General features: G+C 54.3%; 19 protein-coding genes, 3 pseudogenes and 1 other annotated feature. Of the genes and pseudogenes, 5 read left to right on the top strand and 17 right to left on the bottom strand.

Features of this window, described 5'->3' with window-relative positions:
• Positions 1 to 122 precede the first annotated feature (122 nt).
• Positions 123 to 368, top strand: coding sequence for a PRC-barrel domain-containing protein (locus tag EDD52_RS21910; RefSeq protein ID WP_132248757.1), 246 nt, complete (start codon positions 123 to 125; stop codon positions 366 to 368).
• A 37-nt stretch (positions 369 to 405) separates the two neighbouring features.
• Here the strand turns inward: EDD52_RS21910 and EDD52_RS21905 are convergent, their stop codons facing one another.
• The 4 genes from EDD52_RS21905 to EDD52_RS21890 all read right to left on the bottom strand — a co-directional run bounded on the left by EDD52_RS21905 (position 406) and on the right by EDD52_RS21890 (position 4957).
• Positions 406 to 1887, bottom strand: a complete 1482-nt coding sequence (locus EDD52_RS21905) for an MATE family efflux transporter (RefSeq protein WP_132248756.1) — start codon at positions 1885 to 1887, stop codon at positions 406 to 408.
• A gap of 79 nt (positions 1888 to 1966) precedes the next feature.
• Positions 1967 to 2857 carry a mechanosensitive ion channel family protein gene (locus EDD52_RS21900; RefSeq protein WP_132248755.1) on the bottom strand — a complete coding sequence of 297 codons (891 nt, stop codon included), beginning with the start codon at positions 2855 to 2857 and terminating at the stop codon, positions 1967 to 1969.
• Positions 2832 to 4289, bottom strand: a complete 1458-nt coding sequence (locus tag EDD52_RS21895) for a sensor histidine kinase (RefSeq protein WP_132248754.1) — start codon at positions 4287 to 4289, stop codon at positions 2832 to 2834. The genes EDD52_RS21900 and EDD52_RS21895 overlap by 26 nt, the downstream gene beginning before the upstream one ends.
• Positions 4286 to 4957 carry a response regulator transcription factor gene (locus tag EDD52_RS21890; RefSeq protein WP_132248753.1) on the bottom strand — a complete coding sequence of 224 codons (672 nt, stop codon included), beginning with the start codon at positions 4955 to 4957 and terminating at the stop codon, positions 4286 to 4288. Before EDD52_RS21890 ends, EDD52_RS21895 begins: the two co-directional genes overlap by 4 nt.
• A gap of 304 nt (positions 4958 to 5261) precedes the next feature.
• On the opposite strand from EDD52_RS21890, the gene EDD52_RS21885 reads away from it, so the two are divergent.
• Positions 5262 to 6281: a S1C family serine protease gene (locus tag EDD52_RS21885; protein WP_243652067.1), complete on the top strand. Its 1020-nt coding sequence runs from the start codon at positions 5262 to 5264 to the stop codon at positions 6279 to 6281.
• A gap of 49 nt (positions 6282 to 6330) precedes the next feature.
• On the opposite strand, the gene EDD52_RS21880 is transcribed toward EDD52_RS21885, so the two are convergent.
• Positions 6331 to 6867: an HdeD family acid-resistance protein gene (locus tag EDD52_RS21880; protein ID WP_165907642.1), complete on the bottom strand. Its 537-nt coding sequence runs from the start codon at positions 6865 to 6867 to the stop codon at positions 6331 to 6333.
• Positions 6857 to 7147 (bottom strand): 3-ketoacyl-ACP reductase, encoded by a 291-nt coding sequence (locus EDD52_RS23790; protein WP_165907641.1) that lies wholly within the window; start codon positions 7145 to 7147, stop codon positions 6857 to 6859. The genes EDD52_RS21880 and EDD52_RS23790 overlap by 11 nt, the downstream gene beginning before the upstream one ends.
• A 361-nt stretch (positions 7148 to 7508) precedes the next feature.
• On the opposite strand from EDD52_RS23790, the pseudogene EDD52_RS21870 reads away from it, so the two are divergent.
• From EDD52_RS21870 to tnpC, 3 genes and pseudogenes are all read left to right on the top strand, one after another.
• A pseudogene (locus tag EDD52_RS21870) lies at positions 7509 to 8434 on the top strand (IS3 family transposase); the annotation flags it as partial.
• Positions 7790 to 7906: a sequence feature (AL1L pseudoknot), on the top strand. It overlaps the preceding pseudogene by 117 nt.
• A 181-nt stretch (positions 8435 to 8615) precedes the next feature.
• Positions 8616 to 8963, top strand: a complete 348-nt coding sequence (tnpB, locus tag EDD52_RS21860) for an IS66 family insertion sequence element accessory protein TnpB (protein WP_132248750.1) — start codon at positions 8616 to 8618, stop codon at positions 8961 to 8963.
• Between the two features lie 49 nt (positions 8964 to 9012).
• Positions 9013 to 10522, top strand: a pseudogene (tnpC, locus tag EDD52_RS24425) (IS66 family transposase).
• Positions 10523 to 10816: 294 nt separating this feature from the next.
• Here the strand turns inward: tnpC and EDD52_RS21850 are convergent.
• From EDD52_RS21850 to EDD52_RS21800, 11 genes and pseudogenes are all read right to left on the bottom strand, one after another.
• Positions 10817 to 13141 (bottom strand): xanthine dehydrogenase family protein molybdopterin-binding subunit, encoded by a 2325-nt coding sequence (locus EDD52_RS21850; RefSeq protein WP_132248749.1) that lies wholly within the window; start codon positions 13139 to 13141, stop codon positions 10817 to 10819.
• Entirely contained in the window at positions 13134 to 13607 is a 474-nt protein-coding gene (locus EDD52_RS21845) for a (2Fe-2S)-binding protein (RefSeq protein ID WP_132248748.1), read from the bottom strand. Before EDD52_RS21845 ends, EDD52_RS21850 begins: the two co-directional genes overlap by 8 nt.
• A gap of 19 nt (positions 13608 to 13626) precedes the next feature.
• Positions 13627 to 14928 (bottom strand): cytochrome c, encoded by a 1302-nt coding sequence (locus EDD52_RS21840; RefSeq protein WP_132248747.1) that lies wholly within the window; start codon positions 14926 to 14928, stop codon positions 13627 to 13629.
• Positions 14929 to 15003: 75 nt separating this feature from the next.
• Positions 15004 to 15444 (bottom strand): DUF6789 family protein, encoded by a 441-nt coding sequence (locus EDD52_RS21835; protein ID WP_132248746.1) that lies wholly within the window; start codon positions 15442 to 15444, stop codon positions 15004 to 15006.
• 209 nt (positions 15445 to 15653) lie between these two features.
• Positions 15654 to 15959 (bottom strand): cytochrome o ubiquinol oxidase subunit IV, encoded by a 306-nt coding sequence (gene cyoD, locus EDD52_RS21830; protein ID WP_132248745.1) that lies wholly within the window; start codon positions 15957 to 15959, stop codon positions 15654 to 15656.
• Entirely contained in the window at positions 15956 to 16585 is a 630-nt protein-coding gene (locus EDD52_RS21825; protein WP_132248744.1) for a cytochrome c oxidase subunit 3, read from the bottom strand. Before EDD52_RS21825 ends, cyoD begins: the two co-directional genes overlap by 4 nt.
• Entirely contained in the window at positions 16582 to 18690 is a 2109-nt protein-coding gene (locus EDD52_RS21820) for a cbb3-type cytochrome c oxidase subunit I (protein WP_132248743.1), read from the bottom strand. Before EDD52_RS21820 ends, EDD52_RS21825 begins: the two co-directional genes overlap by 4 nt.
• Complete coding sequence (locus tag EDD52_RS21815; protein WP_243652065.1) at positions 18687 to 19682, bottom strand: cytochrome ubiquinol oxidase subunit II; 996 nt, start codon at positions 19680 to 19682, stop codon at positions 18687 to 18689. The genes EDD52_RS21820 and EDD52_RS21815 overlap by 4 nt, the downstream gene beginning before the upstream one ends.
• A gap of 170 nt (positions 19683 to 19852) precedes the next feature.
• Complete coding sequence (locus EDD52_RS21810) at positions 19853 to 20779, bottom strand: alpha/beta fold hydrolase (protein ID WP_165907639.1); 927 nt, start codon at positions 20777 to 20779, stop codon at positions 19853 to 19855.
• A gap of 70 nt (positions 20780 to 20849) precedes the next feature.
• Positions 20850 to 23471 (bottom strand): bifunctional lysylphosphatidylglycerol flippase/synthetase MprF, encoded by a 2622-nt coding sequence (gene mprF / locus EDD52_RS21805; protein WP_132248741.1) that lies wholly within the window; start codon positions 23469 to 23471, stop codon positions 20850 to 20852.
• A 574-nt stretch (positions 23472 to 24045) separates the two neighbouring features.
• A pseudogene (locus EDD52_RS21800) lies at positions 24046 to 24660 on the bottom strand (IS5 family transposase); the annotation flags it as partial.
• Positions 24661 to 24746 lie beyond the last annotated feature (86 nt).

Below are 24746 nucleotides of genomic sequence, written 5' to 3'. Positions count from 1 at the left end.
GCGGAACTCGGCCGTGTAGCTCGGGGTATGTTTCTTGTTTGTCATGAGGCTCACCTTTTGAGAGTTTTACTCTCCGGTAAACCCGGGGCGGTTCACTTTTTGCCGAAAGTCAGCGGGCAGCGATAATCCTTGGAAAACCCGTATTGTCCGCTGATGATGAGACGGTTGGTCACGTCAACGACATCATTATTTCCGAAGACGGTGTTCTCATGGGTTACATCATCAATGTCGGTGGTTTTATTGGTATCGACACAACACAAGTCTACGTTCCTATCGATCAAACACGCCTTCGTATCGACGGGTCCTCGGTCGAGATGTTCCTCGACTTATCCGCTGCAGAGCTAAGCATCGTCACAGAGAGCCGCTAAACAAGCGTCGATCAAAGGCTTCAATACAGTTCCCGACTTATCGCGCGCCCACCGGCATGGATGAAACGTCCTTGCCGGTCGGACAGCTACCACCGTGCGGGTGCAGGCTCTCCGTGAGGTGCACCGCCTCGCCTTCTGGAACCATCTTTCCAGCACGCCATGTGCCCCGCCAATAGAGCCTGCTCGCCATGAGTGCGGTTGCGACCATTCCGACAGGGAACGACAGCCACAGCGCGTTTGCACCAATTACGGGTTCCAGCCCGTAAGCGAACCCAAGCCGAACAGGGAACATTGCGATGATCATGATGATAAGCGGGCCGATGACATAACCGTTTGCGCGCATGGTCCCAAACAAGACCATCGCAACGCCAAAGAACAGATAGCCCCATGTCGCCAGTAATTGGATATGACGGCCAATTGGGATAGCGGCGCTTCCACTGTCCAAAAACAGGCCAAGGGCCACTTTATCAAACAAGGTCAGCAGAACAATCATTACCCCTGTGAGACAGACATTGTAGATAAGGCCCCACTTTGTGACCGCACCGACACGATCCCATTTACCAGCACCGATGTTCTGAGCGGCCATGGCACTTGCGGCCGAACTCAGCGCCATTGCTGGCATCTGGATATACGTCCAAAGCTGCTGCGTCGCGCCGTAGGCAGCAGTGGTTTGAACGCCTTCACGATTGATCAACGACAACATCGTCAGTGCGGCGGATGCGACAACAATCATTTGCAATCCCATCGGCAGCCCTTTGGTAACCATCGATGTCAGAATTTTGCGGCTTGGCAATAAGTAGTGTAACTCTGCCCGTCGCAATACTAGAGGAGACCCGCGCCAATACATCGTTATGAGCATACCGCCGAGCGCGACCGAGTTTGCAATGACAGTCGAAAGTGCTGAGCCAAAGATACCAAGCTGCGGTAACGGACCCAAACCAAGGATTAACGCCGGATTTAACCCTAGATCGATCATCACCGACAGGCCCATGAACCACAGCGGCGTCACTGAGTCCCCTGCCCCGCGCAGGGCCATCATCAGAAGTGTGAAGGTCAACGTCGCTGGCATAGCCACAAAAATTACTCTTAGGTAAGTAAGGGCAAGTTCTTCTGCACCAGCCGGTGTTTCCAGAAGGTTCAGGATCATTGGCGCGGCGAACCAACCAAAGACTGCAATCAAAATACCGAACGGGATAATGCTGCCCATCGCCGTGCCAAACACCCGTTTGGCAAGATCGCCATCATGCCGCCCGACGGCCTGTCCGATAAGAATTGTAGCGGCCATCCCAAACCCGAACACGAACGACACCAGTAAGAACATCACGATATTGCCGTTTGTCGTTGCCGCCAGCGCATCCGCCCCCAAGAACCGCCCGACCCAGATCGCGTTGATAGAACCGTTCAGGGATTGCAACACAGAAGAGCCAAGCGTGGGCAATGCGAACAATATCATCGTAAGCGGGATAGCACCCTGTGTGAGGTCGCGTTGGCCCGCTTTGTTTTGTGTCGTATCACTCATCGTTTTCTCTATTTCTGGTGCATATTTCGCGCGTCTTTTTTCACGCTGAACAGGTGACGGATCTCAGGATCGTTGGACGTCATACCTTGGCCTCGTCCATTTGATCGGATGTATGTTGAGACGGCTGGTGCAGAACGATGTTCTGATAGGCGAAAGGTATTTCTACGCCTTCCTCGTCAAATCTCTTCTTGATGATCTCGAACAAGTCATACTTCACACCCACTGATGTTGCTGCGTCCCGGCACCAACCCATCAACCAAAGGTCGACACTGGATGTATTCAGGGCCACCACAGGACAGCCAGTAACTTCTTGAACGTCCGGATGCTGCTTAGCCAATTCCGTTACTATTGAACGCGCGTTTTCGATATCCGCGCCATACCCAATCGAGAAAGGAACCACGGCAAGGATGCGCGGGTTTTCTTTAGTGTGGTTGATCATAACTGCGTTGGCGACGGTCGAATTCGACAGCACGAGACGGCGGTTGTCGAACGTCTGCAGCACCGTATATCCAAGCGACACTGACTCAACGGTTCCGGTTTCGACTCCACCAGGAACGTTGATCTCTAGCCGATCTCCAAGTTGAAATGGCTTATACAAGACAAGGCTCAACCCAGCGACAAGATTGGCAAGGGTTGACTGGGCTGCAAGTCCGATGACCACGGACGCAATTGAGACACTGGCCAGTAATGCAGTCGCCAGTTTGTCGAGGGCGGGCACGGTGTGAGCGTACAACATTGCTACAAACACCCATAGGAAAACTTGCGAGAAGCGTGCTAGATAGCCGGCCCCCAGGCGATCAATTCGTTTATCTGTGTCCCGCGCAATTAACATGCGCATGCTACGGCGAAGGACTGCAGAAAGTAGCAAACCGAACAGAAAGAAGCCGATAAGAAGGACGAATGCGCCGACAAAGCTGTTAGTGTTTATCCACGCGTAAGACGATTTAAGAAATGTCTCTATGTTCGCCATCAAGCACCTCTTTTCTGCTCGTTCTTTGTTCAAAGTACCCGGCCTCGCGTTTGTTGCGGCGGCCCATAAGGTGGTTAGGATTATTGCTTTCAAATACGATCTGCACCCGCAGGCCGGGTGTGGCATCAGACAGGATCACATTAGCGTTGTGCAGCTTGGCAATACTGGTCACGAGGCTTAGCCCAAGCCCGCTGCCGGGTGTCGTCCGACTTTGATCACGTCGATACAACCGGCGCAGGACAAGATCGTGTTCCGATGCCGGAATCCCGGTCCCATTGTCAGTGACTGCCAAGGTTACCCGGCGATTGACTTGGCTCACCGAAGCAACGATATCCGAGCCTTTGGGAGTGTGCCTGATCGCATTTTCAATCAGGTTGGCTAGAACTTGCCCAAGCAACGTCCGGTCTCCATCGACCATGACCGTTTCGCCCATACCGACAAAGCTCAGCGTGCGACCACTGTCGGCGGCCGAAAATTCGTAAAGCTCGCAGAAGTCTCCCGCCAAGGCATCTAAGTCGAGTGGTGCGAACTGTGCCCTGGCGGAGCCGGATTCGATCTGGGCGATCTGTAGCAGCGACACAAAGACCAACGCCATATCATCTAACTCCAACCTCGCTTTTTCAATCAGATCAGTCGCTTCGGATGACAATTCCGTTTGGTGTTTTAAGTCATTCAAATGGACACCGACCCTCTGCAGTGGCGTCTTGAGATCATGGGCGATATCTGAGGAAACCTGTTTGATCGTTGCAACAGATGCTTCTTGAGCTTGGGCCAATAGGTCCACCTTTCCACCGATCCCTGCCAAGTCTGCTGACCAGTTTGAACGGGGCATAACCCGCGCATTCAGATCACCTTTCGTCATCAGATCAAGTGCAGCACCTATCTCGCTAACCTGTCGTGCGCTCCGGCTGGCGAAATATAATGCGCCTGAAAACCCAAGAATAATCGTTGGAAAAAGGCTCAGCGCGAAAATGCGCCAATATGCATCACGCAAAGCTTCGACATCTTGTCGATTACGCGCAATCGTCAATTGCCCGCCCCATAGCGTGTCAGTTAGCGTAAGATAGGTCCCTTGGATCTGCGCGTTGCCGTCTTCGAGGGAAATCAACCGATACCCGTCTTCATCACGCGCAAGGATCGAGTTACCGAAACTGCGGCCATCCCCGCTAATAAAACTCAGGACAAGCCGCTGTGGATCAGTGACGCTTGCTTCTGCTTCGACCAAAGCGGCAAGCGCGGCAGCACTGGGCGCTGCGCGAAAACCCGTCATGTCCTGTCGCAGATCATTCTGCATGGATTGGTCGATGGACCGAACGGCCATGACGTAGGTAGCCCCAAAACTGAGGAGCGAGATCGCAGCAAAGAGCGCCACCAAGAGAAGCGCCAACCGAAACGGCATTGAGCGAAGCAGGACAGGCAATTGATGCGTCATGCGTCGATCCGATATCCGGCACCGCGCACTGTTTTGATCAGTTTGGTTGTGAAGGGTTTATCTACTTTTGTACGGAGTCGACTGATATGCGTTTCGACCAGATTTGTTTTCGGATCAAAACTGATGTCCCAAACAGACTCCAACAGCATTGTGCGGGTCTGAATGCGGCCTTTGCGCCGGACCAAGTGTTCCAAAAGTGCAAATTCACGTGGCAAAAGGTCGATGTTCCGGCCGGCACGGTTAACCTTGCGGGTTAGCAAATCCATATGCAAATCGCCGACATCCAAGGATGTCTCGTGCACGACCACTTGTGGTCTGCGTGCAAGTGCCGCGACACGTGCCGACAGTTCGCCGAAAACAAAAGGTTTTGTCAGATAATCATCTCCCCCAGCATTGAGGCCATCAATTCGGTCCTCGACACTTCCCAAAGATGTCAGAAAAAGCACGGGCGTTTGATTGCCCGCGCCGCGCAGGGTCTTAACCAAAGTCATGCCGTCAACGTCGGGTATCATGCGGTCCACAATCAGTACGTCGTAGGTGTTCGACGTCGCAAGCAAAAGGGCGTCACGACCAGATACAACAAGGTCAACGGTCTGGCCTTCTTCACGCAGGCCCCGCGCGATGTAGGATCCAGTCGCTTCATCATCTTCGACAACCAGAAGTTTCATATTTGATCAAACACTCTGACGCGGGGGAGCGGTTCAATTGATAATTTTGAAAATTCGCAGGGCATCACAACATCTCTCATGCACGACAAGACCGCCTGCCGAAGGTGAATTTAAAATTCTGCGTTTTGCATCCTGCTGTCCGCAACCTTACAAATCTGCAAGGTTCCGGATGCCATTTCTGAGGTGTGAACTTTCTAATCACGCACGTGTTAACAACATTGAATAATTTTATAGTGCGACTGGGCGTTGTCGCAATGTTAGCGGCCTACCTCCGATGCATCAAAACTTGCATCAGGAAAAGCAAATGAACACTATTAAAAAAATTATCGGCACCGCCGCCGTAACTGCCATTACAATCCCGTCTCTCGCGCTAGCGGCCCCCGCTGGAGGATACGGCGATCTCGTGGAAACTGTGTCACCCAGTGTCGTATTCATTGAAGTTACAGGCGCAGGTGGATCGCGTGTTGGCCCCGCAAGCAAAGAGAGCAGCCCCAACGGTCTCGGTTCTGGATTCATCATTTCCGCAGACGGCGACATCGTAACCAACCATCATGTCGTTAATGGCGCAGCAAGCGTTGTTGTCAAACTGGCCGATGGCCGCAGTTTCGACGCTGAAGTGGTCGGTAGCGATCCAATGACAGACATCGCTTTGTTGAAGATCTTGTCTGACGAAGACTTGCCAGTTGTGGCGTTCGGAGCGTCCGAAGAAATGCGCGCTGGTGACGAGGTATTCGCGGTTGGGAACCCGTTTGGTTTGGGCAACACTGTGACCTCGGGCATCATCTCGGCAATGTCACGCAATATCAATTCGGGCCCCTACGATGACTTCATCCAGACGGATGCAGCGATCAACCGTGGCAACTCGGGCGGGCCCTTATTCAACGACCACGGCGAAGTGATCGGTGTGAATACCATGATTTATAGCCCGGACGGTGGATCTGTTGGTATCGGTTTTGCCGTCCCTTCCGATTTGGCTCAAACAATCGTAACGGATCTGGAAGATGATGGAACGATCAGCCGCGGATGGCTCGGCGTTCAGATCAAACCAATGTCGCAGGAAATCGCTGATGTTTTGGGCTACGATGCGCCCAAAGGGGCCATGATCGAAATGGTCACTGCCGATAGTCCTGCCGCGACCGCAGGCCTTCAAATAGGCGACATCATCTTGTCGTTCGCAGGCACCGAAATCAACGAAATGCGCGATCTGACGCGCGCTGTGGCAAACACCTCCCCTGATGAAACAGCAGAGGTCGTCGTCCTTCACAAAGGCAGCGAAGTCACGATGGACGTACAGATCGGCTTGCTGCAGCCAAGCGAAGCCTAAACACAAACCAGGGTTGGCGCGTGAGTTGAAAACTCACGCGCTGGTCGATTCAGCGGCTACCAGTTTGGCTCAGCGCGAGTAGCACCAATCCGGTGGACAGCAGGTTCATTCCAAACAATAGGCCAATTGCCCATACTGCCGTGCTAGGCCAACCGCTCACAATCATTACCGCCAGAACAAGCGTGACAATCCCACTCAACAGCGGCCAAATCCAAAGCGCATTTGCATCTCGCCATTGCAACGCCATCAATATGTTCAACGCGCCTTCGACGACCAAAGCCGCGACCAAGATCATCGTCAGTGTTGCAGCGCCCGCGATTGGTTGGACTGCCAGCAAAACGCCAAGGATCAGCGCAATCGCCGAGGTCGCGATGCCCATTGCTGCCACCCTGCCACTGCCGAACTGTCGCCAGAAAAACAGCCCGGCAATGCCTGACATGATGAAAAACGCAGCTATTAGCCTCTCAACTGCGATTGTCGCCACGGCTGGCCAGATGATACTGACGATGCCTAGCGCCAAGAAAAGCCATGCAAGTGGCCTGACGTTTGAAACCAGTTCCTGTGAATTCGTTGTTTCAGTTTGCATAGTTTTGATCTCCTTTTCGAAACGGGATGTACGGATTTCTGTCAACCAGCCATTGCCTGACAGAGCCCTCCAATTTGCTGACGTGGCGACCATGCGCCTCAAGATCGGCGACGTCGGCGTCGACTTTCGACTTGAGGAATTTGTACCGCGCCTCTAGCTCACCGCTGGTCAGGTTATGGCCATCATGCCATGCGTTCTTCTGTTTTAGTTCAATTCGTGCCTTCAGAATGTCGGCGTTCAATGCATCAAGTCGGGCATGTAAGTCGTTCGGTTGTGTCATCAAATCGCTCGGTTTGTTGGTTTTGATAGCAGCGCTCGATAAATCCAGACCTTGTCGGGGACGTTTCCTCCGCTTGACTTATTTGTAAGGCCAGAGTTTTGCGCCTTCTCGCTTTACCGGAAAATTATTATAGGAGAGTTTAGAGTCTCAAAAACGAGGTTTATCCTCAGATGCTTACGTTAAATATTCTTGTCTCTAGCGGCAGATCCCACTGATTAAGTGCGGATCACTAAGTTCCTTCGTTGGCCAGATCTGGAAGATGATGGCAAAGCGTCGGTAACGGTCATGCTCTGATTCAACCATCACCCTGAACCGCGCCGGGTTTGCCGGAGGCTCCAACTCCTGAGTAGGATGGAGCATCATGAGCAAGACGACGAACAAATATTCCCCCGAAGTGCGCGAGCGTGCCGTTCGCTTGGTTTTGGACAATCCCGGGCAGCATGAGAGCCGCTGGTCGGCGATCCTGTCGATTTCTGCGAAGATCGGTTGCGCGCCGCAGACGCTGAACGAGTGGGTCAAGACGGCCGAGGTGGATCGCGGTGATTGCGGCGACATCACGACTGAGATGGCCGAAAAGCTGAAGGCTTTGGAGCGTGAGAACCGCGAACTAAAGCAAGCCAACGAGATCCTGCGGAAGGCTTCGGTGTATTTTGCTCAGGCGGAGCTCGACCGCCGGTCTAGGACATGATCGCCTTCATTGAAGAACATCGTGACGCCATCGGGGTCGAGCCGATCTGCAAGCGCCTGCCGATTGCCCCGTCCACATTCTACGATCACATGGCCAAGCGGGCGAACCCCGATCTGATGTCGGATCGGGCGAAGCGGGATATGGCCTTGAAGCCCGAGATCGAACGCGTCTGGAAGCAGAACTACAAGGTCTATGGGGTGCGCAAGGTCTGGCACCAGATGCGCCATGAAGGCTTTGATGTCGCTCGCTGCACGGTGGCACGGCTGATGAAGGACATTGGGATCGAAGGCATCATTCGTGGCAAGAAACACAGAACGACCATTCCGGACAAGTCTCGGCCATGCCCGCTGGATAAGGTGAACCGTCAGTTCAAGGCCCCGGTGCCGGACATGCTGTGGGTCAGCGATTTCACCTATGTCGCCACCTGGCAGGGCTTCGTTCACGTAGCCTTCGTCATCGATGCTTTTGCGCGACGCATTGTCGGATGGCGAGTCAGTCGAACGGCCCATGCCGGGTTTGTTCTCGACGCCCTCGAACAGGCCGTTCATCAGCGACAACCTGGATCAGTCCTGGTCCATCATTCGGATCGCGGATCGCAAGGCGGATTCAACCGGTCGTCGCAACACTTTCGATCATACCGGCCAAAGACATGGCCTCGCCGACTGACACCAAGCCCGCACAAAGTGCGATTGAGATCGATATCGCAGGCGGTCATCAACTGAGGGTTGTCGGCAGCTATGATCCCGAGGCGTTGGCCCGGCTGATCCGTGGCCTTTCTACATGATCCCTGTTCCCGCGAACACACGTGTCTGGCTGACTGCCGGTGTGACCGACATGCGGCGCGGGTTCACGACGCTGGCGGCGCAGGCCGAACAAACGCTGAAGCAGGATCCATTCACCGGGCACCTGTTCGTCTTTCGTGGTCGTCGCGGCGATCTCATCAAAATCATCTGGTGGGACGGACAAGGCGCATGCCTGCTCAGCAAGCGACTTGAGAAGGGTCGGTTTGTCTGGCTAGCGGCCAAAGACGGCAAGGTCGCCCTGACAGCAGCCCAGTTGGCGATGCTTTTGGAAGGAATCGACTGGCGGTTGCCACAGCGCAGCTGGACACCGCTCAAGGCGGGATAAATGCGCGTTTGGGATTCCCGCCCAGCCGTTGTTCCGCTAATGTTCCACCATGCTGGACGTCGACAAAACTCTGCCGAAAGACCCTGATGAACTGAGACAGTTCACAGCACTTTTGTTGGCTGAGTTGAAGTCGCAGGCTGTCCTAATCGAGAAGCTGCGGCATCAGCTGGCCGGTCACCGCAATCACCGGTTCGGCTCATCATCTGAGAGCATAGAGCAGCTTCAGTTGGCCCTGGAGACAAGCGAGATTGCTGTTGCAAAGATGACGGCAAAGCTGCGTCTTCCCGACGAAGAACCAAAAGACAAACCCAAGCGCCGCCCCACCCGGATCACTTCCCGCGCATGGAGGTCGAACTGACCACAGGCGACAACGATTGCCCCCAATGCGGTGGCGGACTGCGCCGCCTGGGCGAGGATGTGACCGAAGAACTGGAATATGTTCCGGGTCGGTTCATCGTGAACCGCATCGTGCGTCCACGCTTTGCGTGCTCGGGCTGTGAGGCCTTCACGCAGGCAGTGCTACCATCACGCCCGATCGAACGCGGCCGTCCCGGCCCGGGTCTGTTGGCGCATGTGTTGGTCAACAAATACGCCGACCACCTGCCGCTCTATCGTCAATGCGGCATCTTCGAGCGCGACGGGATCGACATTGACCGTTCAACGCTGGCCGACTGGGTTGGCAAATCCACGGCGTTGTTGGAACCACTGGCGGATGCCATTGGGCGGCATGTTCTGGCCGGGCAAGCCATCTTTGCCGACGACACGCCAGTCAAGATGCTGGCCCCAGGGACCGGCAAGACAGCGACAGCACGCCTTTGGGCCTACGGGCGCGACGAACACCCCTGGGGCAGTGATGTCCCACCCGCCAGTTGGTATCAGTTCTCGCCGGATCGCAAAGGACAGCATCCGAAGGATCATCTGGCCAAATACCAAGGTTGGATGCATGCGGACGGTTATGCTGACCTCAAAGACCTCTACCAGTCCGGCGATATCCGCGAGGTTGCCTGCATGGCCCATGTCAGGCGCAAGTTCGTCGACATCCACCGCGCCCAAGGTTCTGCCATCGCAGACGAGGCCATCAAGCGCATCGCGCAGCTCTACGCTGTCGAGAAAGAGGCGCGTGGATCACCGCCAAAAAGACGCGCAGCGCTCCGGCAGCACTCCGACAGGAAAAGGCAAAGCCAATCTTCGATGACCTCGAAGCCTGGCTGCATACCCAACTGCCCAGTATCTCAGGTAAGTCGCCCCTGGCAGGCGCTATCCGCTATGCCCTGACCCGCATGACGCGGCTGCATCCCTACCTCGACCACGGCATTCTGGAACTCGACAACAACACCGCAGAACGCGCGATGCGGTCTATCGCAATCGGGCGCAAAAACTACCTGTTCGTCGGATCACAGACCGGCGGTCGCGCCGCCGCCATTGCGTACACCCTGATTGAAACAGCCAAGCTGAACGGCGTCGACCCACAAGCATGGCTCGCAGATACGCTCGCCCGCATCCCAGATCACAAAATCAACCGCGTCGATGATCTGCTGCCGTGGAAAGCGACACCATAGCGAGGGCGGTCAGACCGGACGCTTACGGCCCAACATGGCCATCGGCGGGATCACACCCGCTATGAAACTGAAGACAGCCGCGTGAATTCTGCGGCTGAGCCCCATTAAAAATGAGGGGATTACCATCGCATTTCACGCATCTCCCGTTCCAGCGCTTCAACCGACGCCATGATCTCTGGCTCTTGCTTTGACAGTGCCATCTTTTTCCTCAATCATCGCTTTGCGTCCGGAACTATGGCCACGAAGGTGCCCCAGTTCACACTCAGAATTCAGATCTTATCCACGCTTTCGCAATCAATTATCAGCTGACGGTTCCAACGCCGCCAAAACTGCTTCTGGCTTAATTGGAAGATGACGCATACGCACGCCGACCGCATTGAAAATTGCATTCGCAATCGCTGGTCCCATGGGCGTTACACCCGGTTCGCCCATGCCTGTTGGCGCCTCAGTGCTGTCCACAAATTCAATGTTCAAGTCCGGCGTGTCGATCATCCGTAGTGGCGTATAGGTGTTAAGGTTACGGTCGCGCACATTGCTGTTTTCGATCTCTGTACCTTCATAGAGAGCCATGGAAATCCCCCACAAACAGGCACCTTCGCCTTGTGCCATCGCGCCACCGGGATCGACGACTGTTCCACAATCAATGACAAGCCAAACCTTTTGCACGTCAACCTCGCCGGTTTCCCGATCTACATGAAGTTGAACGGCAGTGGCGGTCCATGTGGGCATATCGCGTTCTTGCCCGAATGTGGTGGCAAACCCGATCCCCGTGTCATCCGGTAGATCGGCGTTTTTATAGTCCGATAGTTCTGCGACACGTTTCAGCACATTTGCCTGTCGCGAGGCACCGCCAACAGCGTTTGGCACGGAACCGGCGTTGCGTCCTTCGGCAATGAGATGGTCCAATCTGAAAGTAACCGGATCAACACCCAACTTGTTTGCCGCTTCATCCATAAAACTCTCGAGTGCAAAGTTGGTCCAACCCGGTCCAACGGATCGAAGCCAACCCGGGCGGAATGTCTTGTTCGCCAGATCATTGGAAAGCGCACGTACCTTTTGCGCACCAACTGTATACCAGTGATCTGCGCCGGAAATGGCGAAAGGATCGTAAGGTTCGCCATTCGTACCCTTCGGCATAAATGCTGGGATCATCACCTGCGTTGGCCAACCCGCGGCAGCGGATTGTTCCATGCCGATAACTTTCTTGTCGGCATCAAATGCCATGCGGAGTTTCTGAACACTGGGCGAGCGTGGGCTATCAAATTTTGCATCGTCTTCGCGGAACAAAACCAACTTGACCGGCTTTCCACCAAGCGCTTTTGATGCAAGTGCCGCCGGAACAGTGTAGTCACCATTCAAGCGACGGCCGAAGCCGCCTCCCAGCAAATAGGTGCGCATAACGACTTGACCAGCGTCAACGTTCAATGCCTTTTGAAGCCATGGTAGGCAAAGCGATTGCCACTGGTTCCCCGTGTCAATCACCCAGACGCCGTCCTCGTTTTGAAACGCAGTCGCATTCACGGGTTCCAGCTGAAAATGCAACACGGTCGCAGTTGTATACTCTGCCTCCAACATGTCCGCAGCGCTTGCAAAGACCGGCGCGGTGTCCGTGTTGCCAGTATCCAGAATAGAACCCGCAGTTTCGTCAGCGATCAAGGCACGGCTGCGTTGCTGAATATCCGCTTCCGACACCGTGGCCGTCTCTCCCACGTTCCATTCGACTACGATTTTTTCTGATGCCCATTTCGCCGCCATCAAAGTGGTGCCGATCACAACCACCCATCCAGGAACGGTTCCCGATGGATCTTCCAGTTGCAGGGTTTGCTGATAGCCATTCACGCTTTGCGCTTCGCTGTCATCAATAGAAACGACACTCGACCCTATCCGTGTTGGCGGCAACAGTGGCACACCGTAAACCATGCCATCTACTTTGGCATCCAATCCATAGATGGCCTCACCGTTGGTCTTGGTGGCAATATCAAGCGCCTTCACATCCTTGCCAACCAAGTTAAGTTCAGAATGCGGTTTGAGAGGGAGGGCCTTTAACTCGTCTGCGGTGAAAGTACGCGACAACCCTTCTGATACCAATTCGCCATAGGTAATCGTGTTTCCACCACCAGTCACGGTGCCGTTACTGGCAGTGCAATCTGCGGCGTCGATGCCCCACTTCGTTGCAGCTGCATCAATGAATGCGACCCGCCCCGCAGCACCGGCCTGACGGTAAATCGACCAGCTTTGCCAAACCGACCAACTCCCGCCAGTAACCATTGTGCCCCATTTCGCGGCTGTATCCACCAGAGTGATGTGGACGTTCTCCCACGCCACGTCGAGCTCATCGGCGAGAATACGAGCGATTGCCGTACCGACATGCTGGCCCATCTCGGCGCGGATAATATTGACGTTGACCTGCCCCTCAGTGTCGACCCAGTACCAGATGGTTGGCTCAAATGTATCGCCAACGGCCGTTATCGGAACACCGTCAGCTGCGGCAGGGTTCATTGCCGCGTTCGATGTTTTTGGAAAACCAAAGGCGACCCCTGCTGACGTCATCGAAATCAGAAATCCACGGCGCGTTAGGTTGGATGCGGGCACAGACTGTGAAAATTTACCCTTAACCATCGGTAGATACCCCTTTTTTTCCATCTGCGGCTTGGCGAATCGCGCTTCGGATGCGGACGTATGTCATGCAACGACAAAGGTTGCCTGTCATCACGGCATCAATGTCATCGTCGCTCGGGTCGGGAATATCCTTAAGCAAGGCCGCGGCTTGCATGATTTGCCCCGACTGGCAGTACCCGCATTGGGGCACTTGCAGATCGCGCCAGGCTTCTTGGACGGGGTGGTTACTATTGGGATCGAGACCTTCAATGGTTGTGATTTCAGCGCCATCGACGGCCGACAGCGGCGTGATACAGGAGCGCGTTGCCCGACCACCCACATGGACGGTGCAAGCGCCACACATCCCAATGCCACATCCAAATTTGGTACCAGTCAGGCCAATGTCATCGCGGATCGCCCAAAGCAGTGGCGTATCAGGATCGATATCAAGGCTTACGTCGCGCCCGTTGATTTTCAGATTAATCATCTCATGTTTCCTTTCACGCTTACTCGGATGCCGTGGCTTCGGCACGAATGGTCGAAACCTTCTGCGACAGCTCTGGCCAAGCAGCTTCGTCAGTCCTTGAGGCCCGAAGATAAGCCGCGATTGCTGCAACTTCCTCATCGCTCATTGCAGTCCGAAAGCTTGGCATAACGACACCGGGTATCCCCTCAGGGCTCGTGACGCCGTTCAAAATGACGTGGATCAGATTGTCAGGCTCGCTAAATCGCGTCGCTGAGTTGATACCGAGATCCGGGCGCCCAAGAACAATCTGTTCTACATTATAGTGACACGCGGCACAGGTGGTCGCATACAGCCGCTCGCCTAGTTCCATCCGGTAGGATTTATCAGGCTGACCCTCGGCAAGACTTGCGTTCACTATTTCAGCAACCTCTGCATCACTGTCATGTGCGCCATCCTGATCGGCCAAATAGACTCCGATTGCATTCAAGTCATCTTCAGACAGCTCACGCAGCCCCGCATGGACAACGGGCGACATCGGGCCAGCGGCGATACCGTGCAACTGGGCCGAGCCTGTTTCGATAAATTCAGCAAACGCCGCCGCAGTCCAAGGAACAGGGGACGGGTTTGCGGCGGTCAAAGCAGGTGCAATCCATTGCTCGACTTCGGCCCCTCCAAAACGGTCATCCTCCCGTTCAGCGCCTAGGGCATTGCGTGGCGTATGACAGGCGCCACAGTGGGTCACGCCCTCAACCAAATATGCGCCGCGGTTCCAAGCATCAGACTCCGACGCGTCGGCCTGATAAACGCCAGAGTCCACAAAGAGCAATTTCCAGCCTGCTTGTAGAAAACGCAGGTTGAGCGGGAACGGCAGCCCGTTCTCTTTTTGCACCGATGGCACAGGGTCAACGTCAGTCATGATGAAGGCATAGATCGCGTCGACGTCTTCATCGGTCATCTTTGTAAAGTGATTATAAGGGAATGCTGGGAACAAATGCTGGCCTTCGCGGTCCACGCCTTCGTGCATCGCGCGCTGGAACGCCACTTGTGACCATGCACCGATCCCTGTCTCAACGTCTGGAGTGATGTTGGTCGAATAAATCGTCCCGAACCCGGTCGCCATGGGGAGGTTCCCCGCAAAGGGCGCACCGCCCTCGGCGGTGTGACACGTCGAACAATATCCAGCCGCCGCAAGGATCCTACCCTTTTCAACAGTTTCAGGATCAAAGCCCTGCGGGTTGTCTTGTGTGATGGGATCAATCGCGGGCTCGTGTGCGTATATCAGAAAGCCAATGAACCCGATGACGCCGAATACCACTGATCCTAAGAGTATTGATCGAAACATTTGCATGGGTCCTTTTTGCTTTCTTTTAGCCGACAAACAGTCTGCGCTGCGGTAGCAGCGTCGGCGCGCGATTGTTTAGGCGGTCATCTTGGCGTCAGCAGACGGCAGGCGGGCATAGGTCCAGCCCATCACCGCACCAAAAACAAGGTGCAGAACCAAGGTCATCACCGGGGCCATGATCCCGAAGTTCAGACCGAAAAAGCCCGCGCCAGCCATAGGCATCACCGCCAGCATCATCGCAAGCCAGGCCGCGACACCAAAAACCAAACCCTTCTTTATTTCGCTATCGCCCGGAACGTGGTCATTCAGAACGGCAAAGGCGCCGCCCCATGCGATCGTTCCGATTGTGAAATGCACAATCCAGCCAACAGCGATAGGGGCACCAACCATTCCGGCCAGCATTTTGATGATATCAAGATTGGGCATCACGCCCATTGCGGATTTCATGGCCATGAGAATGGAAAGTGCGACAGTCCCAGCGAAACCGGCAATCATGCCTTTTACGATATTGTTCAATTGAACTCTCTTTCAGTTATTGTTTGGTTTTTGTTCATCAAAAGGGTCACGATGACATCCTTTTTCTTGTTTCCGTTTAAAGGCTTCATGGGAGTTGATCGAAGCCGTCCTAGTCATTTGTTTATTGACCTCAGAACGTGCGCCGACTTTTCGTTTAACTTACAAATTTGTAAACAATGGGCCTGTTTGCGCCGACGCGACAGCTTCGACTACATTCGCATCCCGAGATTGCCGATGATCCAGATCGTCCCGCCGGCCATCATGATCAGTAACAGACTGGAGAACAGGATCAGTTGCAGATCCTCCCGTTTCTGGCGCGACAGATCGATATGTAAAAAGTACCGGAGCTGCACCACAAGCTGCGCAAGGGCGCAAACCCCCAATGCGCCGAGGGTCATAGCGGGGCCAAGGTCGCCCCAGATGACCAGTGCGAACGGTATCAGCGTCAACACAAGTGCAAATCCAAACCCGATAAGATACCCACGAGCTTCGTCGCGATAAGTTGGTTCACTCATGATGACAGCGCCCCCAGATAAACAATGGTAAATATCCCGATCCAGATCAGGTCCAGGAAGTGCCAGAATAGGCCAAGTCGCAAAATCCGTGTTTTGATCACGGGAGCCAGCCCGAAGATGCGCATCTGGATCATCATGATGGAAATCCACAAACATCCAACAAAAACGTGCAGACCATGTAGCGGCACCAGCCCCCAGAAGGACGACCAGAAACCGCTGCGGGACGGCACAGCACCCGCTTCAACCATGTTTGAGAAATCAAGCAGTTCGAGCGTCAGAAAGCCAAGGCCGAGCGCCAACGTTATGCAAAGCCATAGTGTAATTGGACCACTGCCCCGTTCGAACCGCATGGCAAGCGACGCCATGCCGAACGTCACACTACTGACAAGCAGAACCATCGTTTGGGCATAAACGTTTGTCAGGTCGTAAGCATCTTTTGGCCCCGGACCGCCCGCCAGCCCCGTCGGGTTGGCCATAGTGACATAAGTTGCAAACATCAGGCCAAAGATGATCAAATCGCTCATCAAAAAAACCCAGAAACCGAATGTGACTCGTTCCGCGTCGTAATGGGCTTGGCCGTGATGCGGGCCAAGATTCATACCCGGGTGAAGGATCGGATGCTTCATGCTGGCTCTCCATCAGATGGTGCCGTTTCAAGACCGGCCAATCCATGGTTCGTGCTTTTGGTCTCAGCTTCACGTGTGACGGCTTTCGTCGCACGTACTTGAGCAAGCCATGCGCGGTGTTCTTCGGCAACCTCGGCGGCCGGAATTGTGCGCGTGGTAGACAAATTGAACGTGCGTGCGATGATCGCCACCACGATGACGACGGCACTCACTAACGCGAGCCACCAGATGTAAAACACCAAGGCAAAGCCCAATAGTGTTCCAAAGACGCAGATGATCATGCCGATCGGTGTATTCTCGGGCACTTCGATATCCTCATAGGCGTCTGGCTCTTGATAGGCACGCCCCTTGGCCTTGGCATCCGCAAAATCGTCACGGTCTTCAACTGTGGGGGGGACAGCAAAATTATAGTGTGGGGGTGGTGAAGACGTTGACCATTCTAATGTGCGACCATTCCACGGATCACCTACCGGCACCGCCAAATTTTCCCTATCGCGGATGCTGACGCGAAGCTGGATGAACAGAGACACGAGTGCCGCGAAAATAAGCCCTGCGCCAAACAAGGCGACCATCATCCATGGCTCAAAGGCGGGGTTGGTATAGCTGACCGAACGTCGCGGCATCCCCATGAACCCCAGAACGTAGAGCGGGAAGAATGTGAATGAGAAACCGAAAATCCAAAACAGTGCGATCGCGCGCCCCCACCCTTCATGCAGACGGAAACCGAATGCCTTTGGGAACCAGTAGAAATAGCCTGACATCAACCCAAAAACGACTCCCGGAATGATGACATTGTGGAAATGAGCCACGAGGAACAATGTATTGTGAACCTGGTAGGATATCGTCGGATTGGCCAACATCACGCCTGTCAGTCCGCCGACTGTGAACAGGTAGAAAAATCCGATTGCATAGATCATCGGCACAGACATCCGAATGCGGCCTCGGTACATCGTCGCCATCCAATCGTAGATTTTGACGCCGGTTGGCACGGCGATGCACATTGAAGCGATGCCAAAGGCGATATTCACATTTGCGCTTTGCCCCATCGTAAAGAAGTGATGCAGCCAAACCGAAAAGCTCAACACGGCAATCGCCATCGTAGCGAAGACCAGCGAATTGTAACCGAACAAGCGCTTGCCCGAAAACGTCGCGATGGTTTCGGAAAACACACCATATGCCGGGATCACCAACAGATAGACTTCGGGATGGCCAAATAACCAGAACAGGTTGACGTAGTTCATCATATTGCCACCAAGATCATTTGTGAAAAAATGAAAATCAAGATATCGGTCAGCGGCCTGCATCAACGCGGCAACGGTCAGTGGCGGCAAAGCAAAAATCATGATGATGGACGTGCAGAGCATCGTCCAGGTGAACAGTGGCATTCGGAACAACGTCATTCCCGGCGCACGTTCTTTATAGATAGTGACGGCGAAGTTAATTCCCGACATCGTGGTCCCGATACCGGCAAGAATGATGGTCCATATCCAATAGTCGGGACCCGGACCGGGTTGGAAATCCAGCCCTGTATAGGGTGGGTAAGCAGCCCAGCTTCCGGTGGAAAACTGCGCTATAACAAGGCTGATCATTATCAGGGCTGCCCCCGTCGCCGTCAGACCCAGTGAAATCTGGTTCATCACCGGAAATGACATGTCCCGCGCGCCGATTTGCAGCGGCATAACATAATTAGCAATCCCCGCAATTAACGGCATCGCCACAAAGAAGATCATGATCGTTCCGTGGGTAGTAAAGAGTTCGCCAAAGTGGTCGGGCGCCAAGAAGCCACCATCCAACCCAAACGCTTGCTGGGTTCGCATCACCACGCCTTCAATCACACCGCGAGCCAACATCACCAAAGCCAGCACGATATACATGATGCCAATGCGTTTGTGATCGGTACTGGTCAGCCAGTCGAACCACAGGGTTTTCCACGCGCCTAACCACGTGATAAAAATGACGGCACCGATTGCACCGAAGATAGCAACTGACGCAGCACCTGCGCCGACCAATTCACTCGCGGTCGGGTTTTCGATTGCGGGCAATATAGGCAGCGAAGAAACGCCAAGGCGACCAATAAGCCAGTGAATGGTGTCGTCAGGATTCATTGGTTTGCTCCTTGCGCAGATGGTGGCACATAGCCCACGGCACCGGGTTGTTGGGCGGGAGGAATGTCAGTACCTTCGTTGTAGCGACCCAGCACGGTTTCAAACAAAGAAGGCTCTACCTGATTGAAGTAGATCACCCCTTCCGGCATCTGCGATGAGCCAAGCGTTTCATGTGCCTGGGCACCGGTCGACCCAACAGCCAAACGGCCATAGGTCGTTGCATCCAGCGTCACGCCGCTCGCTTTCACAGTCGTTACCCAAACTGCGAAATCCTCTGTAGACATTGAGATGGTCTGAAAATTCTGATCGACAAAACCATCCCCGTTATACTGGGTATTTTCACCCACAAAGGTGCCTGTTTCGTCAGCCAAAACATGCAGTTTCGTGCGCATACCCGGCATCGCATAAATTTGCCCTGCCAGCGAAGATATGAGAATGGATTGCATGACGGTATCAGTGGTGATGTCCATCGCGACGGATGCGTTTACAGGAATGACAAGTTCGTTCACCGTCGCGATCCCAAGGTCGGGGTAGATGAACAGCCACTTCCAATCCAACCCGACGACCTGCACGTTAACAGGTGCCTCAGTCGACGCTATGGGTTTGTAAGGATCAAGCGCATGCGTGCTTTTCCAAAGCATGCTAGACAAAATGATGATAATCACAAAGGGAACGCCCCACATTACCATGTCTAACCAACCTGAGAATTCCCAATCCGGTGTGTAACGCGCCTTGGCGTTGCGAAAGCGATACCGCCATAAAATCAAAGGAACGAAGACAAAAACTGGTACAATTGCGATCATCGTCCAGGCAATCACCTCGAACATATGGGTGCGCTGTGCAGCGGCGATCGGTCCGGCGGGGTCTAGAAAACTGTTGCGTTCCTCATTGCAGGCCGACAGCACAAGGACGCCACACAGCAGCCAAGCGTGCTTAAGCAAATTAGGTCTAAACCGCCAAGAACTGAATGGTGTCATATTGCCGTCTTTCATTGCAAGCGTCTCTAATGGCGTAGTTAATTAATCACCTGCAAGTTTACGCCAAACCGACCGTTACTTTACAAATGTGCAAGGTTGGCGATGTGCGAATTGGATGGAGTCGTCAAACCGCGACACCAATAGGTTCGCTCTGAACCCAACAATTCGTTCGCCAGCACGTTTGTTCACCACGCATACGTCGGCGGCGCGCTATCTCGTAGAACAAAACCTAATGCCTGCTCGACAGTTAATCGGTGGGTCCAAGGTAGATAGTGGTCACCATCCTGAATCAATATTACGCGCGGCGCAGCAGATCCATTCAGCTGCGCTGCGAGCATGTCCGCATTTGATCCAACTACCAACGTGTCCAGAAGCCCCTGCATGACAGTCACTCGCGATTTTATCGCACTAAGCTTCGGCAAAAGGTCGGCGAGATCTGACTTGAAAGGCAACAGTTCAATATTAGACGCATTGAGGGCGCGTGGCAGCAATCGCGCCACAATGGATGTTGCAGCGACTCTTTGCAGCGGATTCACATATTCAAGCTGGGGATCAATCGGGCATCCAACAAGCAAAAGCCCCGCCACCAGATCAGGATGATCCGCCGCAAGCTGCAATGCGACGGACCCGCCGTAAGAATATCCGACTATAATACAACGCGGCGTCAAAAGAGGCGCGATCGCATCTGCCTGCGCGGCGATTGTCGGACATGGCGCACTGGGCTGGCTCTCGCCATAGCCTGCACGATCAACGGCAATCCGATATTGATCCGCTGGGCAGTTTTCCAGATATGGCCGCCATTCCTCGGCACGGCCGGGGCTACCGTGGATAAACAAAATCTGCTGTGCGGACGGTTCCCCAGCCGAGAGCGTGCTAAGGCTGAGCCCGTTTTCATCCAAGGGTAGCGATTTTCGCGTAACATTTGGCGCGCCAGACTCTGCCGGACACAATCCCCAGCCAGTAAGGGTCTTCATTTGTTCGCGCAGGTGGCGCAATGGGCGACGAAATACTTCAAAGCGCCCGGTCGGCCGCAAGGCTCCGTCCGAAGCCACCGAAATCGTCGTAGGTGGCAGGCTATATGGCGGTAGCTGAGCAAGGTGTTCGTGTTTCATCCGCATGCTTCATGCCTAGATGGATTCGAAATCGAACTATCAAACTTGACAATTTTGCCGTTGGTTTTGATCACTCGCCTGACGCCATATGTTTTTTCATGCCCTTCGCGCCGCGCGACACCAGCAAGCTGACCTCATAGAGCACGCGGGCCGCGTCAAACCTGCCAGAGCTGGCAAGAAATTCCGGCGACCACTCTGGATCGAATTTCTGTTTGAAACTGCGCAGCCCTTCGAAGTGATAAAATTTCTCTCCATGTTCATACAGAAAACTGCCCAGCCTGTGCCATGTCGGGGCCAAGCGGCGGCTTTCAAAACCGGACAATGGTGCTGCCCCAAGTGAGAACCAGGTAAACCCTTGCGCCTTTCCCCATAGCATCATTTCTGCAAACAATGCATCCATGGCAACATTTAGACCACTCGGATCATAACGCATCAAATCAAGTGACAGTTCTGATTTATCACCTGCCTGCATCAAGTTCGCGAATGCGACAATCCGACCCGTATCGACATTGCGCAATACTGCAATGTCAAAATTCGATATGTAGTCAGGATGAAACCATCCTAGCGAAAACCCTTTCTCTTCGCTGTTCTTCATGTTCAACCATACATCGGAAACCTCATGTAGATTCTCCATCACGGGCGCGAGGTCTGCGGCCTTGATCACCGCGAACTCGTAACCGTCGCGGGCCATCCGCGAGCGCGCATGGCGCCAGTCTTTGCGTCGCGATCCTTCAAGATTAAAGGTCCGTAAGTCGACGCGCGCAACCTCTCCGATCTTGAGAATCTGAAGCCCCAAATCAAGGTATGTTGTCAGGTACTTGTCGGAAACTGAATAAAACGCGCAACGGCGCCCCATTTTGTCGGCCAGTTCCCGCAACTGCCAGATTGCTGCGACACCTGCGTCCTTGTCACCGACCGGATCACCTTTGCTGACCAGGGTGGAACCGGTGTCGGCATACGCAAGATAGGCGCGTTCATCCGTGGTAACGATAAATCGTTTGTCACCGCTCAACGAAATGCCGGCCTCGGCAGATGTTGAATTCGCGGTCAAGCGTCGCACCACGTCGGAAATTGGTTCGCGCTTTAAACGGGTGGATTGTTTTGACAATAGCGCGTTCAGCATCAACGCAGCGAGCGCGACTGCGATCGCAATGGTGGCGCGCAAAAACCGTGACGCATCGCCGTCCCACGCAATCTGCCACCACAGGGCATCTGAATATTGAACATTTCTATAGGCAAAAAACCCGATCCAACTGATAACAGCGACCAACAGTGACACGCTGAGAACCCATTTCAAATTTAGCTTGAGCCCACCAGCAACGTTGGCGCGGTAAAACGCTTTGCGAAATATCCAAAGGAGGCCAATCGAAAGAACCATCGCCAGCGCTTCTTCCCAGTCGAACCCTTTCAACAGCGAAAACCCGAACCCGACACCAAGCAGCACCATAGCCAAGAGCCATGCCCGAAACATGCGGCGGTAGAGGCCCCGTGCAACGATCATAAGCAACACACCACTGACACTCGCCAAAAGGTGCGTGGTCTCAATTAACGGTAGAGGTAAAAACTCACGTAAAAACCCAAGTCGCTCAGGGTCGGCCGGTAAATTCCCTGAAATTAGCAAGATCGCCCCCGCCAACATCACAAGCGCGGCTGACACGATCGGCACCACCGAAGTGATCGCGTTGAAGACAGCCGTAGACGCGGACGACGCGCTTTTCCTGTTCGCCACAATCCATGCGACGGCAAGTCCTATCAAGGCCACTAGGAACGGCAATACAGTGTAAATCACACGATACATCACCAGCGCTGCGAGCGCGTCAGGGCGGCCCGCCCCACCAAGTCCTGCGATGATTGTGGCCTCGAAGACGCCCAGTCCGCCGGGTGAATGGCTAACAATTCCCAACCCGGCAGCAGCCACAAAGATCACGAAAAAGAAGACAGCATTTTGCGAAAGATCAGATGGCATCAGCACATAAAGCGTCATCGCAGACGCGGCCAAATCGGCTATTGAAATTGCAGATATTTTTAATCCATCACTTGCGATTGGCAGGTCCATCTTGACCGCACCAAACCCGATGGACCGGCGGGTCTTGGCCGTCCAAAAGAAGTAAGCGGTAATCGCGCCGATGATGACAAAACCTGCTGCTGTTTCCAAACTCGCTGATATCGAAAGCACCTCGCTTAGCCCTTTGGGGTGGACGATCATCAAGCTGCCAAGCAAGATCAGCAATCCCACAAAGAACGCGACCCATGACATCGCGATCAGCCGTGCGACAGCGCCAATATCCACGCCAAAAGCAGAATAGATGCGATAGCGGACGGCTCCGCCAGTTAGCCAAGACAAGCCGAGCAAATTAGAAACTGCTACGCTGCTAAAGCCGGTCATTAGCGGGATGCCTCGCGGTAGCTTTACGTCAGTGACGCTGGGAATGAGGATCACATCATAAAGCGAAAGCGCCAGATAACTGATGCACATTGCCCCAAAAGACAGCGCCAAAACATGCAAAGGATAGGCGCCAACGTCGGCGTTTACCTCTGCCAGACTTGTGTCGTGGGACAATCGGCTTAGCACCAATAGCGCGATGACCGTAATCAACAGGGGAACCACCACGCGCCAAGCCGGATGCGATAGAAAGCGTCGAACAGGGTGATCTTCAGCTTGGGCGTTTGTTATGGGTTGCACAGTTGCCATCCTTTGAGTTGTCCAAGTTCAACCTGTTCAGTCATTGCGGAGGTGATTTGGTCCAGTTGACCAATATACAAACCGCATTGGTCGTATCCTCGTCTGACTGTCCAACCAGCTGAAACATCGACACAGCTTCTGCAGGTCTGCGACCAGCCATAGCTGACGTGCAGCGACTGCCCGGTGTGCATTGCTTGAGAATACGGCACACATCCACGTCACCCTGACCACGTCCTGAACGGTTGTGAATTCCGTTTCCTGGGTCTCGCCCACCCTGAAAGACAAGTATCGCTGATTCTTGGGAAATTGACATGTTTGGCAGCTCGCAATTTTGTGTGTGCAACGGCGAAGTTCGTTGAACTATTTGTGCGAACTCCACTAGTCAGAATGCTTGAATGAAATTTACATCTTTGTATAAATCCACGCTTTCCGCGCACCCTGCGTTCAGATCATTCGCCACGTGTTGCAATCGAATGTCCCGACGATAAAGTGCTGACAAAGTGCGGAGTGCAAAATGACAATTTACCCCGGCTCTGTTGCACAAATCAGCTGAAGGCCGGATGGCCCCTTTCCCCGGACGGACTCATCCCACGGCTTCCGTGATGGGTATGCCGAGCGCGGTGAAGCCGTTCAGCACGGCGACACGGATCTGGAACTCGGCGACTTGACAGTCTAAGTCCCGGGCAGCCAAGCGCTGGCCCAGCAGCTTCACACAATGCATTTTGGTCTCGACGCGGCTTCGGCGGTGGTATCCGCTCCATCGTCTCCAGATCGTCCGACCGAAGCGTTTCGACGCGCGCAGCGCCTCATTCCGTGCGATTGCTCCGGCAGTGTCGGGCTTCCAAGGCCTTGCGTTTTTCCGGGGCGGTATGACCGCAGCCGCGCCGCGCTTGGCGATGGCGTCATGGCACTTTCGGGTGTCGAATGCGCCATCGGCGGTGACACTGGCGATCTCCTGGCCGGGCGGGATCTGGTCAAGTAGCTCGGGCAGTATGGGCGCATCGCCGATGTCGTTGGTGGTGAACTCAGCCGCCCTGATTTCCAGCGTTTTCTCATCAATTCCGATGTGGACCTTGCGCCAGACCCGGCGTTTTGAGCCGCCGTGTTTGCGTGTGTTCCACTCGCCTTCACCCTCCACCTTGATACCAGTGCTGTCGATAAGCAGGTGCAGCGGGCCCCTTGATCCACGGTTGTCAATGAGCGTTCAAAACTGACCCGGTTTCAGCGTTTGATTTTGACCCGTCGTTCAGAGGGCAAAGCCCCCAGGCGGGCCGCCCTCATATA

This window comes from Primorskyibacter sedentarius, from assembly GCF_004342065.1.
GTDB classification, from domain to species: domain Bacteria; phylum Pseudomonadota; class Alphaproteobacteria; order Rhodobacterales; family Rhodobacteraceae; genus Primorskyibacter; species Primorskyibacter sedentarius.
Note: the sequence above shows the minus strand (reverse complement) of the source record. Positions and strands in the feature narration are given on the sequence as shown.